General features: G+C 56.5%; 21 protein-coding genes, 6 tRNA genes and 1 pseudogene. 18 read left to right on the top strand and 10 right to left on the bottom strand.

The features are described from left to right. The first annotated feature begins 66 nt into the window (after positions 1-66). Positions 67-1,026: an aminodeoxychorismate lyase gene (locus HMPREF1292_RS01080; RefSeq protein WP_023018358.1), complete on the top strand. Its 960-nt coding sequence runs from the start codon at positions 67-69 to the stop codon at positions 1,024-1,026. 92 nt (positions 1,027-1,118) lie between these two features. On the opposite strand, the gene HMPREF1292_RS01075 is transcribed toward HMPREF1292_RS01080, so the two are convergent. Further along, a complete protein-coding gene (locus tag HMPREF1292_RS01075) occupies positions 1,119-1,736 on the bottom strand; it encodes an FABP family protein (protein ID WP_027018064.1) in 618 nt (205 codons plus the stop codon). A 151-nt stretch (positions 1,737-1,887) separates the two neighbouring features. Here HMPREF1292_RS01075 and HMPREF1292_RS01070 point away from each other — a divergent pair, with 151 nt between their 5' ends. Next, the gene (locus HMPREF1292_RS01070) at positions 1,888-2,922 is read left to right on the top strand and encodes a diacylglycerol kinase family protein (protein ID WP_021354023.1); all 1,035 of its coding nucleotides are present in this window, start codon (positions 1,888-1,890) and stop codon (positions 2,920-2,922) included. On the opposite strand, the gene HMPREF1292_RS01065 is transcribed toward HMPREF1292_RS01070, so the two are convergent. Then, entirely contained in the window at positions 2,919-3,719 is an 801-nt protein-coding gene (locus HMPREF1292_RS01065; RefSeq protein ID WP_023018357.1) for a DUF2993 domain-containing protein, read from the bottom strand. The two genes, HMPREF1292_RS01070 and HMPREF1292_RS01065, sit on opposite strands and share 4 nt — an antisense overlap. Before the next feature lie 30 nt (positions 3,720-3,749). Between HMPREF1292_RS01065 and mshD the strand changes: the two genes are divergently transcribed. Next, on the top strand, positions 3,750-4,844 hold the full coding sequence (gene mshD, locus HMPREF1292_RS01060) for a mycothiol synthase (protein WP_023018356.1): 1,095 nt from the start codon (positions 3,750-3,752) through the stop codon (positions 4,842-4,844). A 24-nt stretch (positions 4,845-4,868) separates the two neighbouring features. On the opposite strand, the gene dusB is transcribed toward mshD, so the two are convergent. Further along, entirely contained in the window at positions 4,869-6,017 is a 1,149-nt protein-coding gene (gene dusB / locus HMPREF1292_RS01055; protein ID WP_024272930.1) for a tRNA dihydrouridine synthase DusB, read from the bottom strand. Positions 6,018-6,310: 293 nt separating this feature from the next. Between dusB and HMPREF1292_RS01050 the strand changes: the two genes are divergently transcribed. Both HMPREF1292_RS01050 and HMPREF1292_RS01045 read left to right on the top strand, forming a co-directional pair. Further along, positions 6,311-7,822 carry an acetyl-CoA hydrolase/transferase family protein gene (locus HMPREF1292_RS01050; protein ID WP_021354028.1) on the top strand — a complete coding sequence of 504 codons (1,512 nt, stop codon included), beginning with the start codon at positions 6,311-6,313 and terminating at the stop codon, positions 7,820-7,822. A gap of 165 nt (positions 7,823-7,987) precedes the next feature. After that, a tRNA-Lys gene (locus HMPREF1292_RS01045) sits at positions 7,988-8,060 on the top strand. A gap of 332 nt (positions 8,061-8,392) precedes the next feature. Here HMPREF1292_RS01045 and HMPREF1292_RS01040 read toward each other — a convergent pair. Further along, positions 8,393-10,714 carry a cation-translocating P-type ATPase gene (locus HMPREF1292_RS01040; protein WP_023018354.1) on the bottom strand — a complete coding sequence of 774 codons (2,322 nt, stop codon included), beginning with the start codon at positions 10,712-10,714 and terminating at the stop codon, positions 8,393-8,395. A gap of 28 nt (positions 10,715-10,742) precedes the next feature. Beyond that, complete coding sequence (locus tag HMPREF1292_RS01035; RefSeq protein ID WP_021354030.1) at positions 10,743-11,003, bottom strand: heavy-metal-associated domain-containing protein; 261 nt, start codon at positions 11,001-11,003, stop codon at positions 10,743-10,745. A gap of 144 nt (positions 11,004-11,147) precedes the next feature. On the opposite strand from HMPREF1292_RS01035, the gene HMPREF1292_RS01030 reads away from it, so the two are divergent. Beyond that, positions 11,148-12,626, top strand: coding sequence for a DUF4185 domain-containing protein (locus HMPREF1292_RS01030; RefSeq protein WP_023019813.1), 1,479 nt, complete (start codon positions 11,148-11,150; stop codon positions 12,624-12,626). On the opposite strand, the gene HMPREF1292_RS01025 is transcribed toward HMPREF1292_RS01030, so the two are convergent. Next, positions 12,627-13,025, bottom strand: a complete 399-nt coding sequence (locus HMPREF1292_RS01025; RefSeq protein ID WP_023018352.1) for a metal-sensitive transcriptional regulator — start codon at positions 13,023-13,025, stop codon at positions 12,627-12,629. 140 nt (positions 13,026-13,165) lie between these two features. Here HMPREF1292_RS01025 and HMPREF1292_RS01020 point away from each other — a divergent pair. Both HMPREF1292_RS01020 and HMPREF1292_RS01015 read left to right on the top strand, forming a co-directional pair. Continuing rightward, a tRNA-Glu gene (locus tag HMPREF1292_RS01020) sits at positions 13,166-13,238 on the top strand. Positions 13,239-13,269: 31 nt separating this feature from the next. Continuing rightward, positions 13,270-13,346: transfer RNA gene (locus tag HMPREF1292_RS01015), tRNA-Asp, on the top strand. A 118-nt stretch (positions 13,347-13,464) separates the two neighbouring features. On the opposite strand, the gene HMPREF1292_RS01010 is transcribed toward HMPREF1292_RS01015, so the two are convergent. Then, positions 13,465-14,271, bottom strand: coding sequence for an SDR family NAD(P)-dependent oxidoreductase (locus tag HMPREF1292_RS01010; RefSeq protein ID WP_023018351.1), 807 nt, complete (start codon positions 14,269-14,271; stop codon positions 13,465-13,467). A gap of 238 nt (positions 14,272-14,509) precedes the next feature. On the opposite strand from HMPREF1292_RS01010, the gene HMPREF1292_RS01005 reads away from it, so the two are divergent. From HMPREF1292_RS01005 to HMPREF1292_RS00995, 3 genes are all read left to right on the top strand, one after another. Continuing rightward, positions 14,510-14,583: transfer RNA gene (locus HMPREF1292_RS01005), tRNA-Asp, on the top strand. A gap of 54 nt (positions 14,584-14,637) precedes the next feature. Then, positions 14,638-14,710, top strand: a tRNA-Phe gene (locus tag HMPREF1292_RS01000). A gap of 473 nt (positions 14,711-15,183) precedes the next feature. Next, the gene (locus HMPREF1292_RS00995) at positions 15,184-15,477 is read left to right on the top strand and encodes a GNAT family N-acetyltransferase (protein WP_021354034.1); all 294 of its coding nucleotides are present in this window, start codon (positions 15,184-15,186) and stop codon (positions 15,475-15,477) included. 265 nt (positions 15,478-15,742) lie between these two features. On the opposite strand, the gene epsC is transcribed toward HMPREF1292_RS00995, so the two are convergent. Together epsC and cysK are read right to left on the bottom strand one after the other, a co-directional pair. After that, the gene (gene epsC, locus HMPREF1292_RS00990) at positions 15,743-16,309 is read right to left on the bottom strand and encodes a serine O-acetyltransferase EpsC (protein ID WP_021354035.1); all 567 of its coding nucleotides are present in this window, start codon (positions 16,307-16,309) and stop codon (positions 15,743-15,745) included. A 20-nt stretch (positions 16,310-16,329) separates the two neighbouring features. Further along, positions 16,330-17,265 carry a cysteine synthase A gene (cysK, locus tag HMPREF1292_RS00985; RefSeq protein WP_023018350.1) on the bottom strand — a complete coding sequence of 312 codons (936 nt, stop codon included), beginning with the start codon at positions 17,263-17,265 and terminating at the stop codon, positions 16,330-16,332. A 319-nt stretch (positions 17,266-17,584) separates the two neighbouring features. On the opposite strand from cysK, the gene ramA reads away from it, so the two are divergent. The 7 genes from ramA to HMPREF1292_RS00950 all read left to right on the top strand — a co-directional run bounded on the left by ramA (position 17,585) and on the right by HMPREF1292_RS00950 (position 24,846). After that, on the top strand, positions 17,585-18,427 hold the full coding sequence (gene ramA / locus HMPREF1292_RS00980) for an acetate metabolism transcriptional regulator RamA (protein WP_021354037.1): 843 nt from the start codon (positions 17,585-17,587) through the stop codon (positions 18,425-18,427). A gap of 30 nt (positions 18,428-18,457) precedes the next feature. Further along, entirely contained in the window at positions 18,458-19,720 is a 1,263-nt protein-coding gene (gene murA, locus HMPREF1292_RS00975; RefSeq protein WP_021354038.1) for a UDP-N-acetylglucosamine 1-carboxyvinyltransferase, read from the top strand. A 126-nt stretch (positions 19,721-19,846) separates the two neighbouring features. After that, entirely contained in the window at positions 19,847-20,665 is an 819-nt protein-coding gene (locus tag HMPREF1292_RS00970) for an ABC transporter ATP-binding protein (protein WP_023018349.1), read from the top strand. 2 nt (positions 20,666-20,667) lie between these two features. Beyond that, positions 20,668-23,283 carry an ABC transporter permease gene (locus HMPREF1292_RS00965; RefSeq protein ID WP_023018348.1) on the top strand — a complete coding sequence of 872 codons (2,616 nt, stop codon included), beginning with the start codon at positions 20,668-20,670 and terminating at the stop codon, positions 23,281-23,283. 1 nt (position 23,284) lies between these two features. After that, positions 23,285-23,806 carry a MauE/DoxX family redox-associated membrane protein gene (locus HMPREF1292_RS00960; RefSeq protein ID WP_023018347.1) on the top strand — a complete coding sequence of 174 codons (522 nt, stop codon included), beginning with the start codon at positions 23,285-23,287 and terminating at the stop codon, positions 23,804-23,806. A gap of 65 nt (positions 23,807-23,871) precedes the next feature. Next, the gene (locus tag HMPREF1292_RS00955) at positions 23,872-24,591 is read left to right on the top strand and encodes a thioredoxin domain-containing protein (RefSeq protein ID WP_023018346.1); all 720 of its coding nucleotides are present in this window, start codon (positions 23,872-23,874) and stop codon (positions 24,589-24,591) included. Positions 24,592-24,773: 182 nt separating this feature from the next. Further along, positions 24,774-24,846, top strand: a tRNA-Ala gene (locus tag HMPREF1292_RS00950). Between the two features lie 169 nt (positions 24,847-25,015). Here the strand turns inward: HMPREF1292_RS00950 and HMPREF1292_RS00945 are convergent. Continuing rightward, a pseudogene (locus HMPREF1292_RS00945) lies at positions 25,016-26,187 on the bottom strand (IS1249 family transposase). Positions 26,188-26,533 lie beyond the last annotated feature (346 nt).

Raw genomic sequence — 26,533 nt, 5'->3', positions numbered from 1 at the left:
AGTACAGAACGGTAATGCGTAGTCACAGCACCATGGTAGCGCTAAAACCTTGGCATAATCCATGGCATGTGTGAGCAGCCCTCGTCAGCACCGCTAACTCCCGTCATCTACACCGTGGATGTGCGCGCCGGTACTTTCCGACGCCATGATCCGGCGCAACCAGTGGTCTTTTGGGACGATGCCGCCGTGACCCGCGGCGAGGCCGTGTTTGAGTCGCTGTTGGTCCGAAACGGGCGGGCAGCGAACCTGCAACGGCATCTGGACCGCTTACAACGTTCGGCGCAACGGATGGACCTTCCAGCCCCAGACCGCGCTGTGTGGCAGCAGGTGACCGCAGCAGCGGTGGCGGACTGGCAAGAACAGTCCGGTGGCCGGGAAGGAAAGTGCACCTGGACCTATTCGCGCGGACGGCAGTACACCGGGGGCACCGGGGGTGCCGGAGACGCCGGAGCGGGTGCGCCCCAGCCGACGGCGTGGCTGGTGATCGCGCCAGTGACACAAGGGGTTCTACAACAGCGGCACGACGGGGTGCGGGCGCAATTGGTTCCGCGTGGCTGGACCACGACGGTGGGTGCGAAGACCGTGAACTATGCGGCCACGATGGCGGCGCTGCGGCAGGCCCACGGTTTCGATGATGTGATCTTTGTAGAGCCGACAAGCGACGCGACGACCAGCCCCGCGTCGGCAAGCGATGCTCGGGTGTTGGAAGGCGCGACCTCCACTGTCGTGCTGGTGCTGCGGGAAGGCAGCCAGCGTCGGCTGGTGACCCCTGCCGGGGATGTGCTGGCGGGAACCACAGTCGATGCTCTATTCGACTATGCGCGGCAGCAGGGGTGGATATGCGAAAACCGCCCGGTAACAGCTGGGGAGCTGTACCAGGCGGAATCGGTGTGGCTGATCTCGTCAGTGCGCATCGCAGTGCGGGTGACCAGCCTGGGAGACACGAACTCACCGGCAGTGGAGTTGCCAGCGCCGGTAAATCATGCGGAAATTCGTGGCCTCATTGAACAAGCACTCAGCTTATAAGCTGTTGCCTCGGCCACGCGGTGCAGTTTTAGCAAGCACCGCGCGGTAGCCATTAACTAGTTGCGCGCGGCGCAGCCATTAATCGGCAGCCATTAGCCAGCTACGCGCTGCAGCTGTGCAGACATATACGGTGCTAGCTCGCCGTCGGTGACGCGCTCGTCCACCCAGCCCAGGTCGTTGTTGGGCATCAGGCCGTACAAACGCTTGCCGGGGCCCAGGGTCTTTGGTCCGGTCTCGGTGACCATGGTGGAAGCGGATTCCAGCTCCCAGGAACGCTCGTTGTGCGGCTGGCCGTACATGATCTCCACGATGCCGTCGGAAGAAGTGTAGGTCAGCTCCATGGCATCTTTACCGTCGATGCGTAGGTAGCCAGTTTCGCGTCGGGAAGCACCCGCAGGCTTGCCGTTTTCGTCGATGAACCAGGTGCGGGAGTCGTATTTCACGTGGTTTTCGCCGTTATGCGAAAAGGTGATCTCTTGGCCGAAGGTGTGCTGACCTTCGGAGGTCACCGCCTGGCCTTCGCCCCGCCACACGCCGATGAGCGGCAGTACTCCGAGCAGGCCGTCGTTCAGGTTCGGGCCATAACGCAGGTTTGCCGTGTCATCCGGCACTGGCAGTGCGCCCAGGCCGGTCTGCGGAATGTTCTTGTCGGCAGTTTTCTTCGCCTGTTGTTCCGCTAAATTCACAGCCTGGTTGCCGTCCAAACGCATCTGTGGGTTGACTTTTTGCTTCTGGTCTTTCTGGTTTTTGGGGTTGTTCTGCTCCTCGGAAGTCATAACCATCAATTCTACCGTGTGATCGTCCGGGCGATCGGCTACGCTGCCGTGTGATCGTCCGTGTGATCGGCTACGCTATTGAGTCGTGCGCCTACTGTTAATCGCTAACCCTAATTCCACGAGTCAAACCAATGAGCTTTTCCGCCGCATCATTCCTTTGGTGCGCAGTATTGATGACTCGCATCTGATCACTAAATTCACCCACTATGCCGGTCACGCTGAAGACATGACGCGTGGGCTTAGTCGTGATGATTACGACGTGGTCATCGCAATTGGCGGCGACGGCACCGTCAACGAGGTGGTCAACGGCCTGTTAGGCAAGGTCGGCGATGGGCGGCGTAAAGCCTCTGAGGTTCCGGCCCTGGCTGTGATTCCTACGGGCTCGGCCAACGTGTTTGTGCGTGCGCTGGGCTATCCACTGGACCCCGTGCACACCACAGAGCTGCTGGTAGGGCACATTAAGAAGAACTTACGGCGCCGTATCCGTCTGGGTACGTGGAATGACCGCTGGTTTGCCGTCAACGCCGGTATCGGTATTGACGCTGACGTTTTGCACAGCATCGATAAACTCCGCGAGCAAGGTTTTTCCGCCACCCCGCTGCGCTACCTGCGTATCTCGTACCAGGCATGGCGTCGAATCTTGCATGCACCACCGAAGATTAGTGCGCATGCAGAATCTGCCGACGGCCAAACCCAGCACATTGACCAAGCCCCGCTGGTTTTCGCTTCCAATACGAACCCATGGACTTTCCTGGGGCCGCTGCCGGTGGTGACCAACCCGCGCAACTCCTTCGACAAGGGCCTGGGAACCTTCGGCTTGACGGATCTGACAGGGGTTGGCGGCTTCGTCGGCCTGCTGCACCTGTTCGGGGCAGATGAAAAGGGCCGCTTGAACAAATTCACCGATGCCCGCACGCTGCGCTTTGATGATGCCACCCGCATTACCTTGGAATGTGACGAGGCGCTGCGCTTCCAAGCCGATGGTGAGGCGCAGGGCAAACTAAAAACCGTGGAACTCAACAGCATCCCGGATGCCATCGAGGTGTTCTCGCCGGAAGAAATCATTCCAGTACAGCAGCGCGGCATTTTAGCCGTGGTGCGTGATCTGTTCCGGATTTAAAGCTCGTTCGCTCTGCCGACGGGGGCGAGATATTCCGGCTGCACGATGACGTTATTGCGCACCGCCTCAAAGACGATGGAGCCGCCTTCCAAGTACACCGCGTCGGCGGCTTTATCCAACGGCAAGGTCGTGGTGTTTACGGTCAGATCAAAAGCTGCCAGCGCGTCGTCGTCGGCATCGTCTGGGTGCACTGAGGAACTAATGACTTCTTTCGGGCGCAGCTGAAATTCGTCGCCCACCAGCCGCAGCGTTGCCAATACAGATACTGGTTCGTGGAAACCCGGCGGGCGGCCCTGAAACACGGCCTCGGTTGCAGGGCCACCACCGGGAGAAATATTTTTCGGGTGCGAGATTGTCAGATCTTTCATATCCAGCCAAGCACCCATCGCCACGCCATCAAGCCGCATCGTGCGACGCATGGATTGCGCCTTCGCGCCCAGGAAATCACCAGACCACACCTGATTCGGTTCGGCTTTTAACCCTTGCAACGTGACCCCGGTGTTGACCATGCCGACGCCGTCGACATCGACATCAAGTGCCGATACCCCAACAACCGGTACCTGAGAAGAGCGCAAGGCTTGCAGATACGGAATCCCGCCGACGTACACCGATGGGGGCGTGGCTAGCTCATTTCCGGATTCGGGCGCATAAGACTCATACACCGCATCAGAAATCTTGCGCTCCACGTTGGAAGCGACCACGGTATCGCCGATCCAGGCGATACTCACTACACCGGCCAGGCCCAAGGCCCAGGCCGCACGGCGGGCGGTTTTGCGCTTGACGACGATCGATGACACTCCTCATTCATACCGTATTAGGGTAGGGCCATGGTTAATTACGATCGTTTACGTTTCCAGCACACCATTCTTGCCGACGCCAATCGCGCGCAAGCAGACCTTGCCGGTTCCGGCGAACCAGGTAGTGAACACCTTGTTACCGCAACGCGCCGGGCAGCAGAACAGATTCTGCAGGCTGCGGAAGCTGCTGATGGTTTTGCTCCATTGTCTGAGCAATTTGTTGCCGGCCTATCTGACCAGCGTGTCGGGCAGCAGCAGGTACTGGCTTTTCTTGACGACGAGCTGGTGGGATTGGCTGGGCTGGATGATGATAATGCAGAGATGGTGATTGCTCCGAAACACCGCGGGCAGGGCTATGGAACGTGTTTATATGAGCATTTGCAGCAGGTCGTTGGTGCGGGCCTGCAGGTGTGGGCGCACGGGCAGTTGCCGGCTGCGCGCACCATCGCGGAAAAACATCAGTTACAGATTGTTCGGCACCTGCTGGTGATGTCGTTAACCGGTGCGGGGTTGCAGAAATCCGCGGAGCCAGGTGCAGCCCCCGCTGGCTTTGTGGCTGCCGATTACACGGAATCTGTGGACCGCTTCGGTGCGGATCACGTAGAAAACAGTTGGGTAGAGGCTAATAACCAGGCATTTTCCTGGCACCCCGAGCAAGGCGGTTGGGATCGCGACCGCTTGCACCGCTCCATGGAGGCCGAGTGGTTTGACCCGCAGGATGTGATTCTTTTGTGGGACAACGATGCTGCAGTAGGCGTCGACAAGCACCCTGCATTAGCGGGTTTTCACTGGACGAAATGGCACGGTGCTGCTGGTGAAGGTGCTGGTGATGCTGCTGGTGAAGGTGCAAAGGGTGATGCTTCCGAAAATTCACCAGAAGCTACCGACGAGGCCTATGTAGGTGAGGTCTATGTGATTGCCCTGGCGAGTGCCTACCAAGGCCGCGGTCTGTCTGGCCACCTGTTGCGCCTGGGAATTAAACAGATGGTGAATAAAGGGGCAACGAACGTCATCTTGTATGTCGAAAAAGATAATGAATCTGCGGTGCGCGTGTACGAAAAATCGGGATTCGACATCGCAGAAAACCATGTTGTCTACGCTTCTAACAGCGAAAACAGTGCCTAGTACTAGTGCTCGGCAGCACTAGTACTAGCCGCCTGAATTCATCGATTCTGCACCAGCCAGCGCCCGGGCATTGTCCTGTGGATCATCCAACCAGCCCTCTGGTAGCGCCACTTTCGAAGGCGAACCCTGGCGGCCACGGGCGCCGTCGGCGTCGTCGGCAAGCGCCATAGAATCTTCCCACGGTGCGAGTTCCTCGGCGAGACCGGCCAGGCTGGATACTTTTGCTAAGCGTGCCCGGACCTCGCCACCGACTGGGTAACCACGCAAATACCACCCCATATGCTTACGTAGGTCACGGCAGGCCCGCTCTTCGCCTTGGTGTTCGGCGAGCAGTTCCGCGTGGCGCGTGATGATGCCGGTGAGTTCACCCAAAGTCGGTGGGGCCGGGAGTTGCTCACCGCGCAGGTGGGCGGAAAGTTCAGCGAAAAGCCACGGCCGCCCCAGGCACCCGCGGCCAATAACCACGCCGTCGCAGCCAGTGGCTTCCATCATGGCGGAGGCATCAGAAGCTTTGAAAATGTCGCCATTACCCAACACCGGAATTCCGGTGTGCGCGAGGTGTTGCTTCAGCGCCGCGATTTGCTCCCAATCCGCAGTGCCGGAATAACGCTGTGCGGCGGTACGGCCATGCAATGCGACGGCCTGGGCGCCTTCTTCGACTGCGATGCGGCCAGCATCCAAGTGGGTGTGGTGCTCGTCGTCAATGCCGATACGGAATTTCACGGTCACCGGGATATCGGTGCCTTCTGTGGCTTTGACTGCAGCGGCCACGATCTGGCTAAACAACCGGCGTTTGTAGGGCAACGCAGCGCCACCGCCGCGCTTGGTCACCTTCGGTACCGGACAACCGAAGTTCATATCAATATGGTCGGCCATATCCTGCTCGACGATCATCTTTGCTGCTTTATAGGTCCATTCCGGATCTACTGTGTACAGCTGCAGCGAACGCGGGGACTCTTCCGGTGCGAATGTTGTCATGTGCAACGTTTTCTCGTTGCGTTCTGCCAACGCACGAGCGGTGACCATTTCACACACGTACAAACCAGAGACCGTGCCGGTTTTGCTCACTTCTTGCTCGCGGCAGAGACGTCGGAAAGCAACATTCGTCACCCCAGCCATGGGGGCGAGGACGACGGGAGAAGAAAGCCGGTGGGGGCCAATTGTTAAGCTCACAGGCCCTATTGTCGCTAACTACGCGGAATCCACCAAACGCGACACATCAGAAGAGACGCCAGCTGTGGGGTGCAAACGCGAAGAAGTTCGTGAAAGTGCGAAGAATAGCACCAAAAATATGAGGTGGACTAGTATTCATCATGAACACAATCACAGTGACCTCCGCTATACTGTGGTGTCAGAAGCGCTACGCAGCAACTGAGTTCTAGGCCTCACTTTTCTGGCCTGGGTATCCACCAGACTGCACAGCGTGCATAGCAACAGAACGAAAGTTCAGAACAAGGAGAGATAACGTGGCTGACCGTATCCTTAACGCATTCTTTAAAGACAAGATCACTTCCGCTGAGAAGGCTGCGGAGCACGTCAACAACGGCGACAAGATCGGTATGTCCGGTTTCACTGGCGCCGGCTACCCAAAGGCCCTGCCTACGGCCATCGCCAACAAAGCCAAGGCAGCCCACGACAAGGGCGAAGAGTTCAAGATCGATCTGTTCACGGGTGCTTCCACCGCTCCAGAGTGCGACGGCGTATTGGCAGAAGCCAATGCGATTAACTACCGAACCCCGTACAACTCTGATCCAAACCTGCGTAACCAGTTCAACGCGGGCGAGGCAAAGTACCAGGATATCCACCTCTCCCACCTGGGCTTGCAGGTAGAGCAGGGCTTCTTCGGGCGTTTCCAGGTAGCCATTATTGAGGCCACCAAGATCACCGAAGACGGCATGATCGTGCCATCGTCTGCTGTTGGTAACAACCTGGAGTGGATCGACAACGCCGACAAGGTCATCATCGAGGTTAACTCCTGGCAGTCCGAAAACCTCGAGGGCATGCACGACATCTACCAGATCCCACGCAAGCCGAACCGCACCCCAATTCCAATCGTCAACGTCGGCGATCGCATTGGTTCGCCATACATCGAGATCGACAAAGAAAAGGTCGTTGCTGTCGTCGAGACCGATGCCGCGGACCGCAATGCGCCGTTCAGTGAACCAGATGAGATCTCTGAGAAGATTGCAGCGAACTTCCTGAAATTCCTCGAAGGCGAAGTTGAAGCAGGTCGTTTGGAATACGATCAGTTCATCCTGCAATCCGGCGTCGGGAACGTGCCAAATGCCGTGATGGCAGGTCTGCTGGACTCCAAGTTCGAAAACATCACCGCCTACACCGAGGTTATCCAGGACGGCATGCTGGACCTGATCGACGCCGGCAAAATGACCGTTGCCTCGGCAACCTCGTTTGCTCTTTCCCCAGAGTATGCGGAAAAGATGAACGAGCAAGCAGAAAAGTACCGCGAGCACATCATCCTGCGTCCACAGCAGATTTCTAACCACCCAGAGGTAATCCGCCGTATGGGCCTGATCTCCTCAAATGGTGCGATTGAGGCTGACATTTACGGCAACATCAACTCCACCAACGTCATGGGCTCTCGTGTGATGAACGGTATCGGTGGTTCCGGCGACTTCACCCGTAACGCCTACATCTCGACGTTCATCTCCCCATCGCAGGCTAAGGGCGGCGCAATCTCTGCGATTGTTCCATTCGCTTCGCACATCGACCATACCGAGCACGACACCATGGTCTTCATCACCGAGTACGGCTACGCCGACCTGCGTGGCCTGACCCCACGTGACCGTGCCGAAAAGATGATCGCGATCGCGCACCCGGATTACCGCGATGAGCTGCAGGCTTACTTCGACCGTGCCATGAAGCAGCAGCATGTCCACACCCCGGTTGACCTGGAGACCGCCTTCAATTTCCAGCGCAACTTCGAAGAATACGGCGATATGCGCGGCAAGCAGGACTAGTTCCTGGCACTCGCATGTCATCCCAGCCGGTGCAGTTTCTGCACTTGGCTGGGGTGACAGTTCCTAGCTTGGCGTGACAGCCTGATACCCCAGCTGGTGCAGTTTCTGCACTTGGCTGGGGTGATTTTTATTTATGTTTGGTGTGTATTAGCATAGTGAGCTGTTGGGCCTTTAGCTCAGTTGGTAGAGCTGCGGACTTTTAATCCGAAGGTCGCGGGTTCGACCCCCGCAGGGCCCACAAACAGGTAAACCCCTGGCCAAGAAATTGGCCAGGGGTTTTGCCGTATCTGCTTTGCTCTTGAGTTCAGGGGGTCGTTATCTTTCTGAGTGAAGCTGGGGTGAAAGAGGGGAAGTAGGTTAAGTAGCAAAAAGAGGATGCGGACGGAATCTTGGAGGATTTTCCGCATCCCCAAACATGTTTGCTCGGAGCGTCGGCAGATGGTGCATTTTTGCAAATAGTGAACGAAAAAGGCCACTTTCAGCGGGCCTATTTGCAAAAAAGACACAATAGACATGATCACCGGCGATGGGCTAAGCGGTTGCACGCAAGGTAGCACTCGCGGGGGGGGGCTACACGGTTGCACGCACGGTAGCATCCACGCCGGCACCAGCGGTAGAAGTGAATCCACGCAAGCGCAGGCTGTTGCTAACCACGAACACGCTCGATAGCGCCATTGCCGCACCCGCCAGCATCGGGTTCAACAGCCCCAGAGCGGCCAACGGGATGGCGGCGGTGTTGTAGGCAAAAGCCCAGAACAAATTGCCCTTGATGGTGCCCAGCGTGCGACGAGACAAGCGAATAGCGTCGGTGGCTGCCCGCAGATCACCACGCACCAGCGTGATATCGGCGGATTCCATTGCCACATCGGTGCCGGTCCCCATCGCCATGCCCAAATCGGCTTGCGCTAGCGCAGGAGCATCGTTAATGCCGTCGCCAACCATCGCGACCTTATAGCCCCGATCCTGGTAATCCGCGATCACCGCGACCTTGTCTTCCGGCATAACTTCGGCGCGCACGTGCTCGATGCCAACTTCCGCCGCGACGGTTTCTGCCACCGCCTGGTTATCGCCGGTCAGCAGCATCGTTTCAATGCCAAGTTCATGGAATTGCTGAATTGCTGCAGCGCTGGTGGTCTTGACTTGGTCGGCCACCATCAGCACGGCGGCGGGGGTGCCGTCGACAAGCACCACGAGCGCAGTGTGACCTTGGGTCTGCGCGCTCAGAAACGGTTGCTGCAGCGCGCCCAGATCTGCGTTGTCCGCCAAGCTGGGCTTGCCGACGGCCACCCGGCGGCCTTCCACCACGCCGCGCACACCAGCGCTGCGGATGGACTCAAAATCGCTGACCTCGCTCAGTGTGCCGTCCGCGCGCTGGTTTGTGGCTGCCCGGGCGATTGCGCGGCCAATCGGATGCTCAGATTCGTGTTCCAGGCTGCCTGCCAAGTGCACCACTTCGTCGCGGTCGAAGCCTTCGGCGGTGACAACGTCGGCAAGTTCCATCACGCCGGTGGTCACAGTGCCGGTTTTATCCAGGATCACGCGATCAATTCCACGGGAATGCTCGAGCACCTCTGGGCCTTTGATCAGCACGCCCATCTGCGCGCCGCGTCCGGTGCCCACCAGCAGGGCAGTAGGGGTGGCCAGGCCCAATGCGCACGGGCAGGCGATGATCAGCACGGCTACCGCGGCGGTAAATGCGGCGGCCCAGTCACCGTCGATGAGCAGCCAGGCGATGAGCGTGAGTAGGGAAACGGCAATGACGATGGGGACGAAAACCCCGGAGATTTTATCGGCCAGCCGTTGGGCAGAAGCCTTGCCTGATTGTGCGTCTTCCACCATCTGGGCCATCTGCGCGAGCTGGGTATCTTTGCCTACCTTCGTGGCTTGTACCACCAACTTGCCGCCACCAACGTTGATCGTGGCGCCAGCGACGGCATCATCTGGACCGGCTTCCACGGGGACGGATTCTCCACTGAGCATCGAGGTGTCAATGGTGCTGTGGCCGGAGACGATCACCCCATCGGTGGCTATCTTTTCGCCATCACGGACGACGAATTCATCGCCAACCGTCAGCTCATTGATGTTGATGGTGGTCTCTGCACCATTGCGCAGCACGGTGACTTCACTGGCACCCAGATCCAGTAATGCCCGCAAAGCGGAGCCGGCTGTGCGCTTCGAGCGTTTCTCAAAGTACCGACCCAGCAGGATGAACGTGATTACGCCAGCGGCGACTTCGAGGTAAATGTGGCTCAGGCCGTCGCCACGCGAGACCGTGAAATCAAAGCCGTGGCGCATGCCAGGATCGCCCGCAGAACCAAAAAACAGCGCGACCATCGACCACACCAGCGCCGATGATGTTCCCAGCGAGATCAGCGTATCCATGGTTACGCTGCCGTGTCGTAGGTTCTGCCAAGTAGCCCTATGGAACGGCCATCCCGCCCACACTACGACTGGCAAAGTCAACGCCAGTGACACCCAGCCCCAGTAATCAAACTGCCACGCCGGAACCATCGCCAAAGCAATCACCGGTACCGCCAGTACTGCGGAAACGATGAGTCGGCGTCGTAAAGAATCCAGCTCGGCCTCGGCCATCGCATCCTGCGGGGCCTGTGTGCCTGCTGTGGTGGACTCTGGGGTGAGCTCTGCGCCATAGCCGGTCTTTTCGACGGTGGCGATGAGTGCATCAGCATCCAGCGCGTCCGTGTCGCCGGTAATGGTGGCTTTTTCTGTGGCGTAGTTGACCTCGGCATGCACGCCGTCGTGCTTGTTTAGCTTCTTTTCGACGCGTGCAGCACAGGAGGCGCACGTCATCCCGGAAATATTCAGCTCAATGGTGGAAGAGGCAGTGCTTGGCGCTGGAATAGGCGAGGAGGTTGACCTTGGGGTGGGCATTGTAGAAAGCGCTCCTTTATGTGGTGGGTTAGGCGCGTTCGGCGGTGTAACCAGCTTCGTCGACGGCTGCGATGATGTCTTCGTCGCTGGCTTGGTTTTCGGCTTTGGCGGAGTTGTTACCGGCGTTGTTGTCAGTGGCGTTGTTGTAGAAGACGGTAAGAGTGCCTTCTTGTGCGCTGACTGTTAGTCCGGCTACGCCAGGGACTTGGGAGACTTCCTCGTGCACGGCGTTTTCGCAATGCGCGCAGGTCATTCCGGTGACGCGGAAAGTGGTGCTGGGGTTGGACATAAGTAGGTTCCTTTCTGATGGCGAATATGTGTGTCTGATTGCGAATATTCGTGTGCAGATCTTTTTCGGATTTGTCTTACCGGCCCCAGTTTATACCCCTAGGGGGTATATGACAAGGGTGTGTGGTGGTCTAGATTTCTATGTATGTCAGAATCACGCCGCGCACCGCGGACTTCAATCCACAAGCGCCCAGCGACGCTAATTCTTGCGCTGGGCCTGAGCTTCGGCCTTGGGGTCGGGGTTAGTGCACACCCAGTTGCTGCTCATGCGCAATCATCCTTGCCCGCTTTCGGCTCCTCGAACGGAAGTAGCGGAAATAACGGCAACAACCAAGGTAGCCGCCCTGCGCCCAAGCCAGCGCCGCAACCAGAGCGGCCGGGACAACAACCTGGTGTGCCCGGACAACCTAGCCAGCCCGGTGCGCCCCGACAAGATTTCAACGTCACCATGCTGGGCGACCTGCTGGGCGTCGGCAAGTCTGATGCCGCTGGTTTCTATTCCGGTGATCTGGGAATCATGCGCGAAATTACTCCGGGCAAGAAATTTGCGGTGGTTTTCGGTGATTCCTTCCGTGGTCAACGCTTCGGCGAAGGTGAGTGGCTCAGCCCGGTTGGTGTTGTGGCCCAGAAAACCCATGACGGGCGCATCGAGATCCTGGAGCCACTGAACGACGGGCCGAAAGTCCAACAGCTGGTCAAGTATTCCCACGGCGAAAATCGACTGACCGTGATTCCTTCGGATCTGCTCAATCTCGGCGGCACCCTGTATATGCAGGGCATGTGGAACAAGCCTTTTGGCAATGTCACGCACACGCAGGTGTGGAAGTCACTCGATCAGGGTGCGACGTGGCAATCTGTCGGCACGATCGACGGTGGCTATAAAGGTGGATTGCTGCAGCTGTTGTCCTGGGAACAAGGCCCGGATGGCTGGGTTTATCAGGTGTCGACGAAATTTGGCCGTAAGCACGACGTCTACCTCAGCCGTATGCAGCCCCGCGACCTAGCGAATCCGCGGGCCTGGCAGCACTACAACCCGCGCACAGGGCAGTGGGAGTCTGCGTCGACAAGCGTCTTGCACCCTGTGCTCAGCGAGCCTGTGCAGGCCGGAGAGATGTCGCTGCGCTATATCCAAGGCCACTGGGTGCTGGCGATGTTTAACGAGGAAACCTTGGCTGTGGAAGTCCGGATTTCTCGCGAGCTGGCTACGGACTGGAACCGCGTGCCGGTAGCGACCATCGTGCGCAACGGGCCATGGGATCAGCCGCAGGGGCCGAATAATTTCTCGCAACCTTATGGCGGCTACATCACCCCGGGTTCAACCCTGGACAACCTTGATTTGGTGATCTCGCAATGGAACACCTCGGACAATTCACGTTATAACTCCACGCAGTTCAACGTGCGTGGCCTCGACAAATTCTTCGGCATTGCGGGTGCCGAGACAGTTCAGCCGCGTGCGTTGCGTTCAGCGCCGGTACCAAGCCCGGATGTCGCGCCGTTTGATGCTGAAGTTCTGGATGTCACCGAGGTAGCTCCAGACGACAATGCGGTACCGCAACTGACGCCTGATGAGGCCACCAGGATCGTTGAGCTTGACGACGCCGAAGCTGCTGCACTGCTGGATTAGTTAACTCTTCACAATCTTGCGTATGGCCTTCATGGCCTCGTCCAGCGTGGCTTCTGCCTGTGGCCCAGATTGGGTCGCGGCATCGGCTACGCAGGAGTGAATGTGGTCATTGAGTAGGTCCAGAGAAATATTTTCTAGGGCTGAGGTGATCGCGGAGATTTGCGTGATGATGTCGATGCAGTATTGGTCTTCGTCGATCATGCGCTGGATCCCGCGGGTTTGCCCTTCGATGCGGCGTAAACGGGACAAGTAGCGGGATTTGTCTGCGCTGTACCCGTGTTCATGGTGGGTGCATGGGCATGGGTCGTCAGCGTGCTCGGGTGGCTGTTGCGCGTTTTGTGTGTCCATTGTCTTGGCGAGTGTCTTGGCGAGTTTTTGTGGAGTATCCGCGGCGCTCATAACCGTAGAATACTGGCAGATAACTAGTGCATACAAACGGCGAAAAACAGTGTTTCTCCTGCGGTTTTGTCAAATGCTAAGAAGTGTATTAATGTGTAGCAAGTCGCCGACACCAAGGAAACAAGGTGTTGAACACGCTAGCCCCCATCGTCTAGCGGCCTAGGACACTGCCCTTTCACGGCAGCGGCACGGGTTCGAATCCCGTTGGGGGTACAAAGAGCTTTCATAATCTCTTTTACACTAAGGCCCTGTGGCGCAGTTGGTTAGCGCGCCGCCCTGTCACGGCGGAGGTCGCGGGTTCAAGTCCCGTCAGGGTCGCCAAACAAAATCTCGAGTCATCGTTGAAAAACGGTGCCTCGAGATTTTTTCTTTAACAACTTGTCAGCAAGCTTAAGTCCGGGGCTTATGTCCGAGCCCATATTCAAGCTCAGATTCATGCTTAGGCCCAACAGACGCCCAGCTTGTCACTTAAATCGTCGAAAATACGGCGAGCCACCCCCAGGTTTTTCGCTATCGGGCGTTGCCTGCCTGGGCGGCGCCTCTCGTTGTAATACTCACCGGATTCAAAATGAATACCTGGAGTTCCAGCCAAATGAAAAGCCAGGTTATCGCCGCCCACAGCAGGCGCACTGAGGGCTTTCGCCAAAACGCTGGAATACACCCGAGAGATTACGCCGGATGAAGTCTGCGCAAACGATGTTGCTAGTACTCCAGGGTGAAAAGACACCGCAGTCAGTCCGTGCGAGTCGAGATAGCGCGTGAGCAAGATATCGCCGAGTTTCGCGTTACCGTAAGCGCGGGACGAGCTGAAGTGTTGGAAAGTGTTCGGATCATCTGGCCGGAAATAAGACATCAGCAAATGTGCCACTGAAGCGGTCTGAACGACGGTGGCATCGTCGGCACGGAGTTTATCCTGCAGGAGGGAAGTCAGCAGGAAAGGGGCAACGACGTTGATCTGCCAGGTCCGTTCAAAACCATCAGCTGTGGTTACGGGCCCGTCAAAAATCCCACCGGCATTATTGGCCAAGGCGTGAATATGGTCTAGCTGGTTGAGTTCGTCGGCAAGCTCCCGAACTTCGGTGAGGGAAGAAAAATCAGCGGTGAAATGCTCTGCACCTAAGGCATTGGCGACGTTGCGTGTCTTTTCTGGACTACGCCCGACGATGACGAGTCGGTCTTCCGAGCGGGCGTTGTGTAGCGTGTGCGCGGCTGCGGCGCCGATTCCATCTGATGCTCCGGTGATCACGATGGTGCGCGGTGCAGGGCTGTTTGGTGCAGGGCTGTTTGGTGCAGAGCCGTAGCGCGCCGAGTTATGGTGCAGGATTTTCGGTAGGCATAAGGTGAGTCTAGCGGTGGTTCTGGTATGTAGGTTTTATGCCACTTGTAGTGCGGATTTGCTCAGGTGTATAAGGAAAAGGTAGTCTTAACCATCGTGCGCAACGGAGACTGCACAGTCAGGATTCGGAGTCACGCAAAGTTAATAAGGCCCTGTGGCGCAGTTGGTTAGCGCGCCGCCCTGTCACGGCGGAGGTCGCGGGTTCAAGTCCCGTCAGGGTCGCTCAGGAAAATGCTGGGTGTTTGCGGAAACGTAAATCCTAAGATTGTTTTCCTTGGCCAGATAGCTCAGTCGGTAGAGCATCCGCCTGAAAAGTGGAAGGTCAGCGGTTCGATCCCGCTTCTGGCCACATCTAGCCCGTCAGAATGTTTGCACAAACATGCTGGCGGGTTTTGTGTATTTGTTACGCACTCACCGTGCATGCTCGTTTCCGATTTATACGACAAAAGGGGGGATATCGGGATATATGAGGGTTATACGGCAAAGGTGTGTCTGGGGTTGTTATCCCGTGTCGGGGAGCCGGAATTTTGTGCGATTTTTACAAATAGTGAACGAAAAAGGCCTCTTTTAGCGACCCTATTTGTAAAAATCGCACATTAGATCGGACTCCCGGGGTTTGTTGCATAACCCTGCATTTGTCACGCCCTCACTGTGCATGCTCGTTTCCCACGTTTTCCCACCGTTTTATCCAGGTTTTCCCATCATCCTGTCCACCGTTTTGTGCATCTTCGGTAGAGGAATCCTGGCATACTAGAGCTCATAGTGCTTCCGTTTTAAGAACCACGAGGTCCACGGAAACTATTTGATCCAAGGAGATAGTTTATGACTGCACATAACCAGCAAATCACCAATAACACTGCAGAATCCCGTTTTGAAATAACCGTCGACGGAAAATTGGCAGGGTTTGCTGATTACCAAGACAAAGGCAATGTCCGAAATTTCAACCACACCGAGGTTTTCGAAGAATTCCGGGGCCAGGGCCTGTCTAAACCACTGATCAAGTTTAGCCTGGACCACGCCCGAGAGAACGATCTGCAGATTCTTCCAACGTGCTCTGCGTATGAGAAATTCCTGCAGAAAAACGAGGAATATCAAGATCTTGTCGCAGAGAACTAACTTTGCGCCTAACTGCGCGGCATAATTTGCGACCAACCGTTCGGCCTGATTCGCGCCCAGCTGCGCGGAATAGGCCGCACAAAAGCCCGGGTATTTGAAGTGCTCCCACTAGTCAGAAACTGATTGCTCAGTCCAACTTTCGGGGGTCAGTTCAAATACCCGGGCTTTAATCATGTATGCAAGGTTGCAAGGTTTAGACGCTGCGCAACCGCATGTTCAAGCAATATCCCCGCATGGTGGGGGCGGGGTGGTGAGGCTCGAAATCTTAGATGTAGTAATCCGGATCGCGGAGCTTCTCGCACTCTTCTTTCTTCCGTGGGCGCGCCACAGCAGGAATTCCCACGGCAATGCAATCCGCGGGAACGTCCTTGGTTACTACTGCGTTGCCGCCGACGGAAGAGTTCTTCCCGATGGTCACTGGACCCAACACTTTGGCTCCGGCACCAATCACCACGTTGTCTTCCAACGTTGGGTGACGTTTAGTCTGTGTGAGCACCTGGCCACCTAATGTGACACCGTGGTACAGCATCACACCATCGCCGATCTCGGCGGTTTCGCCAATGACGATACCCATGCCGTGGTCAATGAAAAAACGCCGACCGATTTTTGCACCGGGGTGAATTTCAATACCGGTGAAAAAGCGATTCAGCTGTGCCAGGATTCGGGCCGGCCCTTTCCAGTTGTGCTGCCACAACCAGTGGGAAACCCGATGCGCCCAGATCGCGTGCAGGCCGGAATAAACGAGTGCATTTTCCAGTGAGCCACGCGCAGCGGGGTCATGCTCGCGGGCATTCTGGAGATCTTCGCGGATGCGGGACACGATCTGGAACATAGACAAGAGCCTAACAGGGACTAGTCGCGAATGTCTTCGTACAACAAGGTGGAAACGTAGCGCTCACCGAAGTCCGGAATGATCACGACGATGTTCTTGCCTTCGTTTTCTTCCCGAGCTGCAACTTCCAGGGCAGCTTTGATGTTGGCGCCGGTGGAGATTCCTCCCAGGATGCCGTCGTCAACAGCCAACTTACGGGAAGCCTTGACGGCATCTTCGTTGCTGACAGTAATGACTTCATCCAGTACAGAGCGGTTCAGAATTTCTGGGATGAAGTTTGCACCCAGGCCCTGGATCTTGTGTGGGCCAGCTTTGCCCTCGGTCAACAGTGGGGAAGCAGCTGGCTCAACGGCGATAGCCTTGAGATCTGGGTTCTTTTCCTTCAGGTACTTGCCTGCACCGGAGATGGTGCCACCAGTACCAATACCAGCGACGAAGATGTCGACGTTGCCGTCGGTGTCTTCCCAGATTTCTGGGCCGGTGGTCTTGTAGTGAACCTGGGCGTTGGCCTGGTTAGCGAACTGGCGGGCCAGGATGGAGTTGTCTTCGGTCTCGGCGATCTCGTTAGCCTTGTCGACGGCGCCCTGCATACCTGCCGCACCTGGGGTCAGGACGATTTCTGCACCGTAGGCGCGCAGCAAAACGCGACGCTCGTTGGACATGGTTTCTGGCATGGTGAGCACAACCTTGTAGCCACGGGCCGCGCCCACCAGTGCCAGGGCGATTCCGGTGTTGCCGGAGGTCGCCTCAATGATGGTGCCGCCTGGCTTCAGTTCGCCAGACTCCTCGGCTGCATCGACAATTGCGCGACCAATGCGGTCCTTCACCGAGTTTGCTGGGTTGAAGGATTCCACCTTGGCGTAGACGTTAGCCTTCAGGCCCTTGACGGATTCGTTCAAACGAACCAGTGGGGTTCCACCGATGGTATCCAGAATGTTGTCGTATACCTTACCCATTTATTCTTTAGCTCCTTTGCGGCTGCAGAGGCGGTACATGAGCATGCATGCCACCCTGCAGTGAGTTGGGGTTAACTTTCTGCGCACTACTATACATAAAAAAACAGACAGAGCAGTCTTTATATTCTAGACCGCTAAGTCGGGTCAGGTGGGGAATTTTGCTGACGAAATTTCAGATGTTTGGCCGCAATAGTTTCAGATGTTCGGCCGCGATATCGGTGGGGTGAACGGGGTTAGGTATTACCCCCGTTTTCACGCTACAGTGAGGTCAAGCGGTTTTGGAAACACCCAAATGGGTACACCCAGATGAGGAGACTTCATGGATTCCCACCTAATCAAAGATGACGATGAGGCTGTCCGCTCAGCACTCACTGCGTTGAAAAACGCCACCAGCATCCCCGTCACTATGTACGCCACCTTGTTGCCTGATAACCGCTTGCAAATTACCCAGTGGGTGGGCCTGCGTACCCCTGCCTTGCAAAACATCATCATGGAGGCAGGTACTGGTGTGGGGGGCAGAGTGGTCAGCACGCGTCGTCCAGTCGGTGTTTCTGATTACACGCGCGCAAATATTATTAGCCACGAAAACGACCGCGTGATGCAGGACGAAGGCCTACATTCTCTTTTGGCCGTTCCTGTGATCGTGCGTAGAGAAATTCGTGGCGTACTTTACGTCGGTGTGCATTCGCCAGTGCGGTTGGGCGATAAGGTCATCGAAGAAGTCACTATGACCGCACGGTGCCTGGAACAAGACATTGCGGTTAATTCTGCACTGCGGCAAATCGAAGCCTCTGTTCCGGCGACGCCGCGTTCCAACCGCAGCATGAATGGTGCTGAATGGGAACAAGTTCGTTCGACACACTCTAAGCTGCGCATGCTGGCTAACCGGGTGAATGATGAGCACGTGCGCAAAGAGCTGGAGGTCTTATGCGAGCAAATGGTCTCGCCCGTACGCGTCAAGCAGTCCACGCGTCTATCCGCCCGCGAACTTGATGTGCTTTCTTGTGTTGCCTTAGGGCATACCAACGTGGAGGCAGCGGAAGAAATGGGCATTGGTGCAGAAACCGTGAAGTCTTATCTACGCTCTGTTATGCGCAAGCTTGGTGCGCACACTAGGTATGAGGCCGTTAACGCTGCCCGGCGCATCGGCGCGTTGCCGTAACTGCTCGAGAAATCGGTAGTCTTTAACATTGTGAAGGATATATTTTTAGTCACCGGTGGGGCACGCTTGCAGGGTTCAGTCAAAGTCGACGGAGCCAAAAACAGCGTGCTGAAATTGATGGCCGCGGCGTTGTTGGCAGAAGGAACTACCACGCTGCACAATTGCCCAGAAATCCTCGATGTTCCCCTGATGCAAAATGTGCTGCAGGGGTTGGGCTGTGCTGTGGAGATCGACGGGCCAACCGTACGTATCACTACACCAAGTAGTGATCAGCTTTCTTCAAATGCGGACTTTGAAGCAGTCCGCCAATTCCGAGCTTCTGTGTGCGTGTTGGGGCCACTAACTGCGCGCTGTGGGCGTGCGGTCGTAGCTTTGCCCGGCGGTGATGCGATCGGTTCCCGTCCGCTGGATATGCACCAGTCTGGCTTGGAAAAAATGGGTGCGACTACCCGTATCCAGCACGGCGCTGTGGTGGCAGAAGCGGACAACTTGCACGGCGCAGAGATCAAGCTGGATTTCCCGTCGGTAGGGGCCACGGAGAATATTTTGACTGCCGCGGTGCTGACTGAGGGCGTGACGACGCTGCATAATGCCGCCCGGGAACCAGAAATCGTCGACCTGTGCGAGATGCTCAATGACATGGGGGCCCAGGTGGAAGGAGCCGGAACTTCCACGATCGTTATCACCGGCGTCGACAAGCTGCATCCAACCGAACACCACGTGATTGGCGATCGGATTGTAGCTGGCACCTGGGCTTATGCTGCCGCGATGACGCAGGGGGATATTACTGTCGGCGGCATTGCCCCCAAGCACCTGCACTTGCCACTGGAAAAACTGCGCAGTGCCGGGGCAGAAATTGAATCGTATGAAAACGGCTTCCGTGTGCGCATGGAACAGCGCCCGGTTGCTGTTGACTACCAAACCCTGCCGTTTCCGGGATTCCCGACGGACTTGCAACCGATGGCCATTGGGATTTCTGCGCTTGCCGACGGCATGTCTGTGATTACGGAAAATGTGTTTGAGGCGCGTTTCCGTTTCGTAGACGAAATGCAGCGCCTAGGTGCCGATGCACAAGTTGACGGCCACCACGTCGTATTGCGGGGTATTGATGAGCTGTCGTCGACAAGCGTTTGGTCCTCCGATATTCGTGCTGGTGCCGGCTTGGTGTTGGCGGCCTTGCGTGCCGACGGCGTAACTACGGTTCATGACGTGCACCATATTGATCGCGGGTACCCGAACTTTGTGGAAAACCTGCAACGTTTGGGTGCCACCATCGAACGTTCTGTCGCTTAGGAGCAGCTACTAGTCCTAGCCCTTGGGGCGGGAAGCCTTGCCCGGGTGTGAACCCTATCGGGTAGTCTGCTTGGAGTAATCGCACAGTAGATTTCGCCGAAACTTTCCGGAAAGGTTCGCACCCACATGACGGCTTATGACAATGGCCCACAGCGCGGCTCAGGTACTGGTAAACACGCCACTGGCAAACATGCCGTTGCCGCACAAGATTCGCCGCAAGCTGTTCCTGCGGCTCGCGCACACCGGTTGTCGAAAAAATATGGCTCTGGTGACACAGAAGTCGTCGCGCTTGATTCCGTCGATGTGATCTTCGAACGCGGAAAATTTACCGCGATCATGGGGCCATCTGGTTCTGGTAAATCCACCCTCATGCATTGCATGGCGGGCTTAGATGCGGCTTCTGCTGGGCATTCCTTCATCGGCGATACAGATCTTTCGCAGTTGGGCGATAAAGGTATCACCGAGCTGCGTCGTGATCGCCTTGGTTTTATTTTCCAATCCTTTAACCTGGTGCCAACGCTGACTGCAGCCGAAAACATCACGCTGCCTCTCAACATCGCAGGTAAAGATGTAGATCAGGCGTGGTTCGACGAGGTCACCGGGCGCCTGGGCCTGGCGAAACGTTTGGGCCACCGCCCCGCAGAACTTTCTGGTGGCCAACAGCAGCGCGTGGCTTGTGCTCGCGCTTTGGTTTCGCGCCCGGAGATCATTTTTGGTGATGAACCGACCGGTAACTTGGATTCCAATTCCTCGGCAGAGGTGCTGGACATTTTGCGCACTGCCGTTGATAACGACGACCAAACCGTGGTGATTGTCACCCACGACGCACGCGCGGCCTCGTATGCCGACCGCGTGATCTTCCTGAAAGACGGCACTATCGTCGATGAGCTACACGGCGCCAGCATGGACGATATTTTGCAGACCATGGCGGGAATTGAGGGCTAAATATGGCGAAGCGAACTTCCATGCGCACCATCGCCGTGCGCAATATCGTCTCGCATAAATTGCGCCTGGCACTGACGGTACTGTCAGTGATGCTGGGTACCGCATTTATTTCTGGCGCGTTCATGTTTACCAACTCGCTGTCGTCGACCTTTGAGGCAGCCGTGGGCAGCGCCTATGAGGATGTCGACGCAGCAGTCGGTCCGGCAGAAGGCCTGCCCATCATCGATGGAGAGACCGTGCAAGCGATTACCGACGATGAATCGGTGCGCGCGGTCAACCTGACCGAATCTACCAACGTGGTAGTCGCCAATGAGAACCTGGAGGCTTACCAGGTAGGTGGTGGTACTTCCACGCTGCAGATGTATTACCCGCCGGAAGACAAGGTGGGGGACGCTGACGAGATCATTGACGGCACAGCACCGCACGGTGAAGGCGAGGTCATCGTCAACGACACCGCTGCAGAAGAGCAAGGCATCAGCGTCGGCGAGAAGATCATTTTGGTCACTCCAGAAGAGCGCTACGAAGTCACCGTCAGCGGAATCTACACCCCAGCCCTGGAACAAGGATTGGGTTCGTTGTCGGTGTTGATGGAAGCCGGCTCCTACCAGAACCTGTTTAACCCAGACGGTCTTGCTAGCCAGATGGCTGTCGCGGCACATGACGGCACCACTGCTGAGCAACTGGTGAACCACCTCAACGAAACGTATCCACAGGTAGAAGCCCAAACCGGGCAGGCGCTTGCCGACGAATTGACGGAGCAAGTCAGCAACGCGCTCAGTTTTGTCAATTACTTCTTGGTTGCCTTCGGCCTGATTGGTCTGCTGGTGGGGACGTTCATCATCGCCAATACCTTCTCTATGATCGTGGCGCAGCGCATCAAAGAATTCGCACTACTGCGTTCTATCGGTGCGTCTCAGCGCCAGATCACCGGATCAGTGGTGGTGGAAGCGTTGGTCGTTGGCCTGCTGGGTTCGGCTCTTGGTGTGGTTGCCGGTATTGGTTTGGTTGCGGTCATCCGCGCGGTATTTTCTGCACGCGGCATGTCCTTCGATGGTGGAGGGCTGGGATTGTCGCTGACCGCCATCGTCCTACCGATAATCCTGGGCGTCGTGGTCACCATCGCTTCTGCCTGGGCGCCGGCGCGCCGGGCCGGGCAGGTGAAACCGGTAGAAGCCATGCGTTCGACGGAGTCCGCTGCAGGTGCCCCACTGACCGTGCGCACCATCATCGGCACTGTGATCATCGTGGCTGGTGTACTGGCCGCAGGCCTGGCGATGCTGCTGGACGATTCTGGAACCACCCTGCGCGCCAGCTTGGTTGGCATTGGTGCCTTCTTGGTAGTCGTCGGCTACTTCATGGCCGGTCCAGCATTCAGCATGGGCATCGTGCCAGTTTTGGGCCGGGTCATCGGAGCCCCGTTTGGTTCCATGGGGCGGTTGGCTTCCACGAATGCGCGCCGTTCGCCACGGCGTACCGCTGCCACGGCATTCGCGTTGACCCTGGGAATGATGCTGGTAACCGGCATTGGCATGCTGGGTGCGACCATGAAAAACAGCATTGGTGACATGCTGGAAGATACGGTCACCGCAGATTTCTTGGCTACCGGGCCGCAGGATGGGTCTTTCCCAGTACCTCAAGCGGTTCCGGGGGCTTTGGCAGAAACCGATGGCGTGGAAAGCACAGTGACCATGCGCATGGCGCCAGTGCAGATCGCCGGGCAGGCCGGATACAACTATGGTCCGGGCTATACCTTTACCAACAGCATTGACGGCAGCCCGCAGGATTTCGTCGATATGGAAATTCTGGAAGGCTCGGCGGATTTGGTTGCCCAGCCTGGAGTGCTGGTCAGTGATGAACTGGCAAAGGCGGAAGGCTGGACCGTCGGCCAGGCGCTCCCACTGACGACGCTCGAGACCGCCGAAAGCTCCGATGAATCTGGCGAACCAGTCGCTGTGGAACCTGGGCACGCAACCGAAGTGACCATCACCGGCATTTACAGCAGCGAGAACGATATCTTTGAAAACCTGCTGGTCTCACAATCTGCCGTTGATGAAGTCATGGAAGGCGATACCGCTCCGATCCAGATGATCGCGGTAAACACCGATGATTCTGTCGGGGAAGATGAGATGCGCGAGCGGCTGGTGGAATCAGTCAAGGAATTCCTGGTCATCCAGGTGAAAACCGGTGCTGAATATGCTGACGAGGCTAGCCAGCTGATCGATCAGATGCTGTCGATTCTGTACGCCTTGCTGGCACTTGCCGTGATCATCGCGGTGCTGGGCATTATCAATACGCTGACACTCGGTGTGATTGAGCGTCGACAAGAAATCGGCATGTTGCGCGCAGTTGGTGCTTACCGTGGACAGATTCGCACGATGATCATTGTTGAGGCCGTCCAGATTGCGCTATTCGGTGCCATCATGGGCATTCTTGCGGGGCTTGGCCTGGGCTGGTCGTTCATCGACGTGCTGGCAGGTGAAGGCCTCGGCGGTGCGGTGATTCCGTGGCATCAGGTGCTGATCATGCTGGGTGGTGCGGCAGTCGTGGGCGTGGTTTCCGCGTTGTGGCCAGCACGCAAGGCTGCTAAAACACCACCGCTGGAAGCTATCGCGGACTAGTATGAGCGATATGGACAATACGACCGAACCCAAGGATGTTGGTGTGGTGAAACGCACCTGGAAGGGGCGCTCTCTAGGTTTCTGGGTGCTCGAGGCCATTCGCGCTTTCGCTCGGTTTTATATGGCCTATATCTGGATCAGTGCTGGTTCGGCAAAACTAAACCAGCACCTGTCCGTGACACAGACCATTGAGGGCTACGAAATCTTCACCCCGGAGTGGTCTTCGGCGTTGGCACATCTGATTGGCCCGCTGGAGATCGCAGGGGGAGTATTCCTGCTTCTTGGTTTGTTCCTGAAACCAGCAGCCTGGGTATCGACGACGGTGCTGGTGCTGTTTATTATCGGTGTAGGGTCTGCTTGGGCGCGTGGGCTGATGATCGATTGCGGTTGCTTCACCATCGATATCAGCGAATCGGATCAGGCTATGAACTATTTGCGCACAATCCTGCGAGATGTGTTTTATATCTTCTTAAGCGTGTGGATTGCGCGCAGGCCTTTCCGACGCTTAGCTATTTATCCGTAGGCGGCCGTTTATCCTTAACTGAGACCTTCTCGCAAGCGAGAACCAACGAAGAACAAGGTGGATGAGTGAGTAAGAAAGTAACCAACCCGAACCAGAAATCGAGCGCGGGCTTTATCGGTGCCATCGTCGCGGTACTGGCCATCGTGGTAGCAGTAATTGCCTATATCGTCCTTGCTGGACAGGGTGCGAAAGCAGAGAAATTTGCCAATTGGGAGATCAAGCAAGTTTCCGCAGAAACGAGTTTTGACGGCAACACCCTGACGTTTGGTGCTGCCGACAAGTCCCCACACGTTGATCTGTATGAGGATTTCTCCTGCTCATACTGTGCACACTTGGCAGAAGCCACGGATGCTGAGGCTCTGGAAGAAATCAACGCTGGAAACCTGGCCGTATCGATTCACCCTATGACTTTCCTGGATAACCAGGGCGACGGTCATTCCACCCAGGCAGTTGCCGCTCTGCTGGCATTAGCAGAGCATGACGACGTCAATGCCCTGTGGAACCTGCGTGAAGCTATGTTCGAGAACCAGCAGGATATTGCTCGTAGCTGGGGCCCTGATGATTTCGCTGATGCGGCCGCGCAGATGGAAGCATCTGACGAGGCTGTCGAGGACATTCGCAATGGCAAATTCCTGGAAAAGGCCCGCGAAGCTGGCGAGGCCAATGCTAAAGACCTGGAATCCAAGGTCGGTCGCGTTTCCACCCCACGCGTTCTGATGGATGGCAAAGACTTGGAAGTTGAAGACATCAACGACTGGGTGAAAGTCGCTGTTGCGTCCAAGTAATGCGCGCTAAACCCGGTAATCTGCACGATTACCGGGTGCATCCCGCGGTCGGGTGGGCTTTCGGTAAAACCGAAAACCTATGCTGAGCGCGGGATTTGTTTGCGCATAAGGTGAAAGTGTAGACTAAACAACCGTTGAACAGACGGCGAGAAACAACTGATTATCGCGGTGAGTTTCAATCTGGGGCTATGGCGCAGCTGGTAGCGCACCACACTGGCAGTGTGGGGGTCACGGGTTCGAGTCCCGTTAGCTCCACTTTTTGCATTTCCCCTGGTTGTTAATGACCGGGGGTTTTGCTGTATCTACGCTGGTTATTCGGGGTATTCTTGGGGATATGCGACAAAAAGTGTGTCTGGGGTTGCTACCCCGTGTCGGGGTTGGGTTAAGTAGCAAAAATGTGTCTGATCGGCGTGTCGCCAATTCCCTAGATCTGGCCTTTCCGGATACCGATTGAGTGTGTGTATTCAACATCGATACCCTGGTCGTAGAGGGCTGGTCGTCCTGTTTGCTGGTCGGCTTCGTTCTCGTTGTGGGGCGTGGTGTTGACTTTGGCGAGTGCATCGCGCCCCCAGTTTTGTTGTTTGGCTATTTCGATAGGTGGTCTGGGGTTTTCGGTGTGCAGGTAGAGCCACCATTCGAGCATTCGTCGTTGTCGCTTGTCTGATCTGCCGCGGTGGAGCCTGGTCAGTAGTTTCAGTTGCGCGTTGATCCCGCCTTCTAGGCTGTTGGTAGTTGATGCCCATTGGTATTCGTTGGTTGTTGGTATTTGTGGTGGCTGGAGAAAGCTAAATAGCCATTGTTGCTGGTAGAGATGTTTCAGGCTGTTGTAGGCCTTGCGCACGGATAGATGTGTGTATTCGCGCTTGCCGGTTGTGATGCTGAGTGTTTTTCATCCATCCATGTGCGGTAGACGGTGTCGAATTGTTGCAGGTGGGCGGTCCATTGTGCGGCTTGGTCAATTGTGGTTATGCGTGTGAGGTCGAGGGCTAGTTTGTAGAGTGTTTTGCCGGCATCGGTGCGTGGTCGGGAGGTGAGATGTCTGCGCACGACGCGTTGGGCATGGACTAGGCATCGTTGGATGCGGGTTGTTGGCCAGGTTTGTTTGATGGCGCAATAGGCACCGCGGCCACCATCGAGGACCACCATGACAGGTGCTTGTAGGGGTTCGAGAAGTTGCTGGTAGGCCGCGGTTGTTTCGTGGTGTGCCCATACCCAATTGACAACGTGGTTGCGTGTGGCAGCGATAAGAAGGCATCCGGCGCCGGTGTAGGTTCCATCGATAAAGATTTGGTCGTAGATGCGGGCTGTGTCGATGTCGTGGGGGATATCGATGAACCAGAAGGTGTTGAAGCGTCGTTCCAGGCTGCGTCGGCTTATGTTGTGGTCAGCAGCGGTTTCGGTTATTGAGGCATTGCCGCAGATGCAGCTAATGAAGGTGTTGAAGTCTGCGGATAGTTGGCGGTCTGGACGTGTTTTTGTTGTGGATGCCCCGCAGGTTGGTGAGGTGCAACGCCATCGGGTTGTGCCTTTGGTTGTTGTGCCGTTTTTCTTCATTGTCCCAGTGCATACGGGGCAGCGTGGTCTGTTTTTCTTCATGCGTTAAGGCAACACGCATGCTTAGCACAGATTCTGCATTGGATCGTGGATTGAGCGTATTCGGGGCGTTTATATCGTTGTGGGGATTATAAATGCGTTGTTTTTATGTCTTTATCTGCGTCAATCCCGCCGATACGGACACACTTTTTGTCGTATAACCCTATTCTTGTTTGTGTAAAACAGACTGTAGGGGACCGGCATCGACTTATATTCGACACAATGGAGACACGTTTTTCGGTCGTGATGCCACTCATGGCAGGTAGCAATAGCCGGGGACAGATACGGAAAGCGGCAGCCAATCAGCCGAGCAGGGGTCTGTTGTGTTACCGGCACACATTGTAAGTTC

This window comes from Corynebacterium sp. KPL1995, assembly GCF_000477935.1.
Lineage (GTDB): Bacteria > Actinomycetota > Actinomycetes > Mycobacteriales > Mycobacteriaceae > Corynebacterium > Corynebacterium pseudodiphtheriticum.
This window is presented reverse-complemented; position numbering and strand designations above follow the sequence as displayed.